This is a genomic window from Kitasatospora sp. NPDC056731, assembly GCF_040687675.1.
Classification (GTDB): domain Bacteria; phylum Actinomycetota; class Actinomycetes; order Streptomycetales; family Streptomycetaceae; genus Kitasatospora.
In genome coordinates this window covers 172,304-178,667 of the sequence record NZ_JBFBNR010000007.1, presented here as the reverse complement: position 1 = coordinate 178,667, position 6,364 = coordinate 172,304, and the positions used below count along the sequence as shown (strand labels likewise).

The 6,364-nt window shown below is 72.3% G+C and carries 6 protein-coding genes; 4 read left to right on the top strand and 2 right to left on the bottom strand.

What is annotated here, in order from left to right; translation table 11 throughout:
• Positions 1–166: 166 nt before the first annotated feature.
• Positions 167–1,027 (bottom strand): SAM-dependent methyltransferase, encoded by an 861-nt coding sequence (locus tag AB0R04_RS09695; protein ID WP_363369625.1) that lies wholly within the window; start codon positions 1,025–1,027, stop codon positions 167–169.
• Between the two features lie 228 nt (positions 1,028–1,255).
• Between AB0R04_RS09695 and AB0R04_RS09690 the strand changes: the two genes are divergently transcribed.
• From AB0R04_RS09690 to AB0R04_RS09675, 4 genes are all read left to right on the top strand, one after another.
• Positions 1,256–2,131, top strand: a complete 876-nt coding sequence (locus AB0R04_RS09690; RefSeq protein ID WP_363369623.1) for a polysaccharide deacetylase family protein — start codon at positions 1,256–1,258, stop codon at positions 2,129–2,131.
• 177 nt (positions 2,132–2,308) lie between these two features.
• The gene (locus AB0R04_RS09685) at positions 2,309–2,641 is read left to right on the top strand and encodes a hypothetical protein (protein WP_363369621.1); all 333 of its coding nucleotides are present in this window, start codon (positions 2,309–2,311) and stop codon (positions 2,639–2,641) included.
• Between the two features lie 139 nt (positions 2,642–2,780).
• A complete protein-coding gene (locus AB0R04_RS09680) occupies positions 2,781–3,653 on the top strand; it encodes a sulfurtransferase (protein ID WP_363369619.1) in 873 nt (290 codons plus the stop codon).
• A gap of 186 nt (positions 3,654–3,839) precedes the next feature.
• Positions 3,840–5,366, top strand: a complete 1,527-nt coding sequence (locus AB0R04_RS09675) for a M1 family metallopeptidase (RefSeq protein ID WP_363369617.1) — start codon at positions 3,840–3,842, stop codon at positions 5,364–5,366.
• A 101-nt stretch (positions 5,367–5,467) separates the two neighbouring features.
• Here AB0R04_RS09675 and AB0R04_RS09670 read toward each other — a convergent pair whose 3' ends face one another.
• Positions 5,468–6,340 (bottom strand): AAC(3) family N-acetyltransferase, encoded by an 873-nt coding sequence (locus tag AB0R04_RS09670; RefSeq protein WP_363369615.1) that lies wholly within the window; start codon positions 6,338–6,340, stop codon positions 5,468–5,470.
• Between the last annotated feature and the right edge of the window lie 24 nt (positions 6,341–6,364).

Here is a 6,364-nt window from a genome sequence, read left to right as displayed (position 1 = left end):
CGGGGCTGCTGGGGTGAGGGCGCGGGTGGGGCGGGGCTGCTGGGGTGAGGGCGCGGGTGGGGCGGGGCTGCTGGGGTGAGGGCGCGGGTGGGGCGGGCCTGGTGCGGCCTGCCCCACCCGGGGTGGGTTCCTGCGGGGCTCCGGTGGGAGCGGGCCCGGCGCGGGTTCAGCGCTTGACGGCGACGCCGCCCCAGTAGTACGCGGCCTTCGGGTCGGCCGGCGGCTCGCCGTCCGGGCGCCAGGCGAGGACGGGGGAGAGGCCCGGCTCGACCAGGTCCCAGCCGTCGAAGAAGCGCAGGACGTCGTCGTGGGTGCGCGGGACGAGGGTCATGCCGCCGGCCCGGGCGGCCTCGGTGACCTTGCCGACCGCCTCCGGGTCGAAGTCCTGGGTGGGGGTGGTGAGGGCGATGCAGCTGCCGGCGGGCAGGGCGTCGCGCAGGGCGGCGACCCGGCCCCACGGGTCGTCCTCGTCGGCGATGAGCATCAGCACGGCGATCATCAGCAGGCCGACCGGCTGGGTGAGGTCCAGCGTGGCGGTGAGCGCCGGGTCGGTGAACAGTTCCTCGGGTTTGCGCAGGTCGGCGTGGATGTAGGTGGTCCGGCTGGCCGGGCTGGACACCATCAGGGCGCGGGCGTGGGCGAGCACGATCGGGTCGTTGTCGACGTAGACCACCCGGGTGCCGGGGCTGACCGCCTCGGCGATCTCGTGGGTGTTGGGCGAGGTGGGGATGCCGGTGCCGAGGTCGAGGAACTGGCGGATGCCGTGTTCCCGGGCGAGGTGGCGGACGGCCCGGCCCTGGAAGGCGCGGTTCGCCTTGGCCATCTGCTTGACGCTCGGCACGGCCTCCTCGATGGCCTGCCCCATGGCGCGGTCCGGCGGGAAGTTGGTCTTGCCGCCCAGCCAGTAGTCGTACACGCGCGCCGAGTGGGGGGCGGTGGTGTCGACGCCGAACCGTTCCCACTGGCTCAGCTCGGCGGGGTCGTCGTCGGGCCGGTCCTGGTCCGGGATGTCCTGACTTGTCGTCATGGCCACGTCCTCTGATGGCAGATCATCACACTGGGGAAGGCACAGCGTAGCGGTCGGGAGGGGAGGCCGAGCGTCCGGTCGGGGAAGTCGCGGGGAAGCCGGGGGCGGGCGGTGTGCGCTTGCGCCGTCGGAGTGGTGATCGGGCCCGTCTGAGGCGCCATCGGGGAGCGGCGGCGCTACACGGGGGATGCATTCAGAATGTTGTCAGATCATCAGATTTACTCACGAATGCCCTCGCGGCGACTGCTCCTGGTCGCGGCCGGGATGTCCCTGCTCGGGGCGGCCGGCTGCGGGAGCCCCTGGAGCGGCGCGGACGACGCCGGGGCGGGCGCCACGGCGCGGCCGCCGGGCGCCGCCCCGGAGGCCCCCGGGGCGGCCCCCGGGCCGGAGGCGGCCCAGGCCACCCCCTCCGGCGCGCCCTCCGCCGCGCCCCCGCAGGCCGCCCCGGCCCCGCCGACACCCGCCGCCGCCCCGCCGCCGATGCCCGCCCGCCGGCGGCTCACGGAGGAGGAGGCCAAGCCGGTCAACCAACTCGACCCGGGCCAACGGGTGGTGGGGCTCACCATCGACGACGGGCCGGATCCCCGGTACACGCCGACCGTCCTGGCGCTGCTCCAGCAGTACGGGATCCGGGCGACCTTCTTCCTGGTCGGCGAGTGCGCCGCCGAGAACACCGGGCTGGTGCGGGAGATCGCGGACCACGGCCACCACATCGGCAACCACACCTGGACCCACCCCGACCTGCGGCACATGTCCGACGAGGCGGTGCGGGACGAGCTGGAGCGCACCTCCGACCTGCTGTACCGGACCACCGGGCGCCAGCCGTCCTGGTTCCGCGCGCCCGGCGGGGACTGGTCGCCGGTCGCGATGAGGGTGACCACCGAGCTGGGCATGCGGCCGATGGGCTGGACGGTGGACCCGGAGGACTGGGCCACGCCCGGGACCGCGGTGATCACCGAGCGGATCCTCAAGAACGTCCGGCCCGGGTCGATCGTGCTCAACCACGACGGCGGCGGTGACCGGTCGCAGACGGTGGCGGCGCTGAAGGCGTACCTGCCGGTGCTGGTCGACCAGGGGTACTCCTTCTCGGCCCCGGCGAACTGAGCGGGGGCGCGGGGCGGCGGGTGCGGGTAACGGTTCCCAGCAGAAGTCGCGGCTTTGCCGCTTAAACCACCTGAAAGAGTGGATTGGGAGAACCGTTTCTGCTGATTTTTGGCCTCTAGGGTGATCTCGCATCAATGCATCAGGTACCACCAGGTACCTCCTGAAAGGCCATCAATCATGCGTCTCCGCAACACCGCACTCGCCGTCGCCAGCGCCGTCGCCCTCGTCCTCGCCGTTCCGACCTCCGCCAACGCGGCCGTCGGCGACTTCCTCTACAAGGTCGGCCGTCCTCCCGGGGTCCCGGCGGGGATCGCCGACCCGGAGAGCGGGCAGTGCATCAACCTGTTCGGAGCGACCGAGGCCGATCCGGCCTTCGCGCCGGAGAACCTCACCAGGTCGACGGCCACCGTCTTCCTCGACTCCGACTGCGAGGGCGACGTCTTCTACACCATGAACCCCGGCAAGAAGCTCGGCGACCGGCTGAAGCTGCGCTCCGTGGTCTTCTCCTGAGTGGGGTGGCCCGGGCCGGGCGGTCGGCGTAGCGTCGAACTGTCCGGCCCGGTCGCCGGCGCCCCGCCGTGCCCGTGTGCGGCTCGCTGTGCCCCTGGTCGGGCGCCGAAAGCCTGGGCAGAGCGAAGGAGGGCCTGGGATGACCGGCAACGGCTACGCACACCCCGAGGCGCTGGTCCGCACCGAGTGGCTGGCCCACCACCTGGACGACGGGACGATCCGGGTCGTCGAGGTGGACGAGGACACCACCGCCTACGACCGGGACCACATCCCCGGCGCGATCGGCTGGAACTGGACCACCGACCTGCACAGCCAGGTCGGCCGCGACTACGCCGACCGGGAGGGCGTCCAGCACCTGCTGCGGGCGGCCGGCGTGGAGGACGACACCACCGTGGTGCTCTACGGGGGCAACAACAACTGGTTCGCCGCGTACGCCTACTGGCTGCTGCGGCTGCGCGGCTTCGGGCCCGTGCGGCTGCTGGACGGCGGGCGCAAGAAGTGGGAGCTGGAGGGGCGCGGCCTCACCGAAGAGGTGATGGACTACCAGCACACCTCCTACCGGCTGACCGGGCCCGAGCGCCCGGAGCTGCGGGCGCTGCGGGACGAAGTGCTCGGCAAGGCCGAGCTGTTCGCCAAGCCCGGCTCGGACGCGGTGCTCGTCGACGTCCGCTCGCCCGCCGAGTACCGGGGCGAGCTGATCGCGCCGCCGCACCTGCCGCAGGAGCAGGCGCAGGTGCCCGGGCACATCCCCGGCGCGGTGAACGTCCCCTGGTCGCAGGCGGCCAACGACGACGGGTCGTTCCGCTCGGCGGAGGAACTGCGGGCGCTGTACGGGGGGAAGGGTGTGGAACCGGAGCGCGAGGTGATCGCGTACTGCCGGATCGGCGAACGGTCGGCGCACACCTGGTTCGCGCTCACCGAGCTGCTGGGGTACCCGCACGTGAAGAACTACGACGGCTCGTGGACGGAGTACGGCTCGCTGGTGCGGGCGCCGGTGACGCTCGGCGGGTGAGGGGGCGGGGGCCGGGGTGTGAGGGGCGGGTGGGGCGTGGGGGGCCGGTGGGGTGTGTGGCGGTGTCGCGGCGGCGTCATGTCGGCCTGTTTCTTTTCATGAACATCTCACAATTGGGGAGTGGACCGGGAGCCACCGGGACATGGATCGATCCGACCCATCGTCCCAGTGACCCTGGAGGACCACGTGCGCAAGAGGCTGATCGTCTCCGCTGCCAGCGCCCTGAGCCTGTTCCTGGCCGTCCCCGCCTCGGCGGCCGACTTCCAACCCGGCGCGGCCGGCATCGGAGACCCGTACTACCCGACCTACGGGAACGGCGGGTACCGCGTCTCGCACTACGACATCCGGCTGAAATACCAGCCCGCCACCGACGAGCTGGAGGGCACCACCACCATCCTCGCCACGGCGACCGAGAACCTCTCCCGCTTCAACCTGGACTTCGCGCTGAACGTCCAGGAGGTCCGGGTCAACGGACGTCCGGCGACCTTCGCCACCAGCGGGGAGCAGGAGCTGGAGGTCACGCCCGCCCGGCCGCTCGCCAAGGGCAGCCAGGCCACCGTGGTGGTCCGCTACAAGGGCGTCCCGTCCACCGTGAAGAAGTACGGCTTCACCGCCTGGCTGCGCACGCCGGACGGCGCGGTGGCCGCCGGTGAGCCCGAGTCGGCGTGGTGGTGGTTCCCGAGCAACGACCACCCGAGCGACAAGGCCACCTTCGACGTCTCGGTCCAGGTGCCGGACGGCAACCAGGTGATCAGCAACGGCATCCTGGCCGGCGCCGTCTCGCAGGCCGGCTGGACCCGCTACAGCTGGCGCGAGAACCAGCCGCAGGCGACCTACCTGGCCACCCTCGCGGTCGGCAAGTTCGACGTCACGACCGACAGCACACCGAGCGGGCTGCCCGTCTACAACGCGTACAGCAAGGACCTCGGCGAGAACACCGACGCGGCCAAGGCCAGCGTCGAGCGCACCGGCGAGATCGTCGACTGGCTGAGCGGCTACTTCGGCGACTACCCGTTCAGCTCGGTCGGCGGCTACGTGCCCAATGTCAAGACCGGCTTCGCGTTGGAGACCCAGACCCGGGTCTTCTACAGCCCCCGGCAGTTCGCGCGCGGCTCCAACACCTCCGTCGTCGTGCACGAGCTGGCCCACCAGTGGTACGGCGACAGCGTCTCGGTCTCGCACTGGAGCGACATCTGGCTGAACGAGGGCTTCGCCCGGTACTCGCAGTTCCTCTGGTCCGAGCACGAGAACGAGGGCACGGCGCAGGAAATCGCCGACTACGTCTACGCCTCGCACCCGGCCGACGACCCCTTCTGGACCGTCAAGCCGGGCGACCCGGGAGCCGCCAACCAGTTCGCGAACGCCGTCTACGACCGGGGCGCGGTGGCCATCCAGGCGCTGCGCAACGCCGTCGGGGACGACAAGTTCCTCCAGATCCTGAAGGGCTGGCCCACCGAGCGCCGCTACGGCAACGCCTCCGTCCCGGAGTTCCAGGCGTACGCCGAGAAGGTCTCCGGGAAGAAGCTCGGGGACCTCTTCGCCACCTGGCTGTTCACGGCCTCGAAGCCGGCCGTCGGGCCGGCGCCGGCCGCAGCGGCGGCCTCGCTCGCGCCGGGTGCGGGCGCGGGACAGGCTGACGGGCAGCTGCCGGCGGAGCCGAAGTCCTGGAAGAAGATCCAGGAGACCAACTCGCTGCACGACGAGGAGCATTGAGGTCTGGGCTCGTTGAGCCCCCGGATGTGACCTGGTGAGCTGGTGACCTGGTGACGGGCGTGGTCCGGTCGGCCGCTTGAGGAAGCGGGCGGTCGATCGGGCTACGCCGCTCCGGGGCCGTCCGCCGCCAGCAGTTCGGTGAGGCGGCGGACGGCGAAGGGTATGAGCTCCCGGACCGGGATCAGCCGGCAGGCTGCGTTGCCGACCAGCACCTCGTGGGTGCCCGCCCGCTCCTCGAACTCCTTTCCCACGACCGGGAAGTGGGTGTCGTTGTCGTCGCCCACGTCGGGTGCCTCGATCCAGACCCGCTCGCCCTGGATCGCCATCGGGAAACGCCGGAGCTTGAGGCGGCGGTTGGGCGCGAAGGTCTCGGCGTAGTGCAGGAAGGTGTTGCGGTTGTGCCCGACACCGATCAGCAGCACGTACCCGCCGAGGTCGTGCAGCGCGCCGAAGGGCGACTCGCGGCCGACCGCGAAGCCCAGCGAGCGGCGGGCGGTGACCTCGCGGGCGTGCGCCCCGACCGCGGCGACCGAGGCCTGCGGATGCGTACTGCGCAGGCTCTCCGGCAGCGCGCGCAGCGCCTCCGGCACGGCGCCCATCGGGGAGGGGAGACCGGGGTGGAACAGCGGGACGGCGGCGCGCCGTTCGGCGACCTCGGGGCTCGGCAGGCCGGCGTGCTCCGGTACCGGGTCCCGGACGACGGCGGTGGTGAAGGTGGGCACCGCGACCGTGCCGCCGGGCCCGACCGCCTCGCGCAGGCTGGCCACCACGGCCGCGGCGCCGCCGTCGACCCGGCCGAGGCTGGAGAGCGAGGAGTGCACGATCATCGCCATGCCCTCGCGGACGCCCACCCGTCGCCAGCCGTCGACGAGATCGGCGGTGCTGAGCGGTGCGTCGAGCGGGGTGTCGAGGGGTGCGTCGAGCGGGGTGGTGCGCGGGCCGGCGCTGTGCGCGGTGGTGCGGTGCGCGGTCATGGTGCCCCCTGGCGGTGCTGTGCA

Bases quoted from the DNA above. Each gene is read 5' to 3' on its own strand.
- AB0R04_RS09695 (WP_363369625.1), bottom strand. From the start codon at position 1,027: ATGACGACAAGTCAGGACATCCCGGACCAGGACCGGCCCGACGACGAC.
- AB0R04_RS09690 (WP_363369623.1), top strand. From the start codon at position 1,256: ATGCCCTCGCGGCGACTGCTCCTGGTCGCGGCCGGGATGTCCCTGCTC.
- AB0R04_RS09685 (WP_363369621.1), top strand. From the start codon at position 2,309: ATGCGTCTCCGCAACACCGCACTCGCCGTCGCCAGCGCCGTCGCCCTC.
- AB0R04_RS09680 (WP_363369619.1), top strand. From the start codon at position 2,781: ATGACCGGCAACGGCTACGCACACCCCGAGGCGCTGGTCCGCACCGAG.
- AB0R04_RS09670 (WP_363369615.1), bottom strand. From the start codon at position 6,340: ATGACCGCGCACCGCACCACCGCGCACAGCGCCGGCCCGCGCACCACC.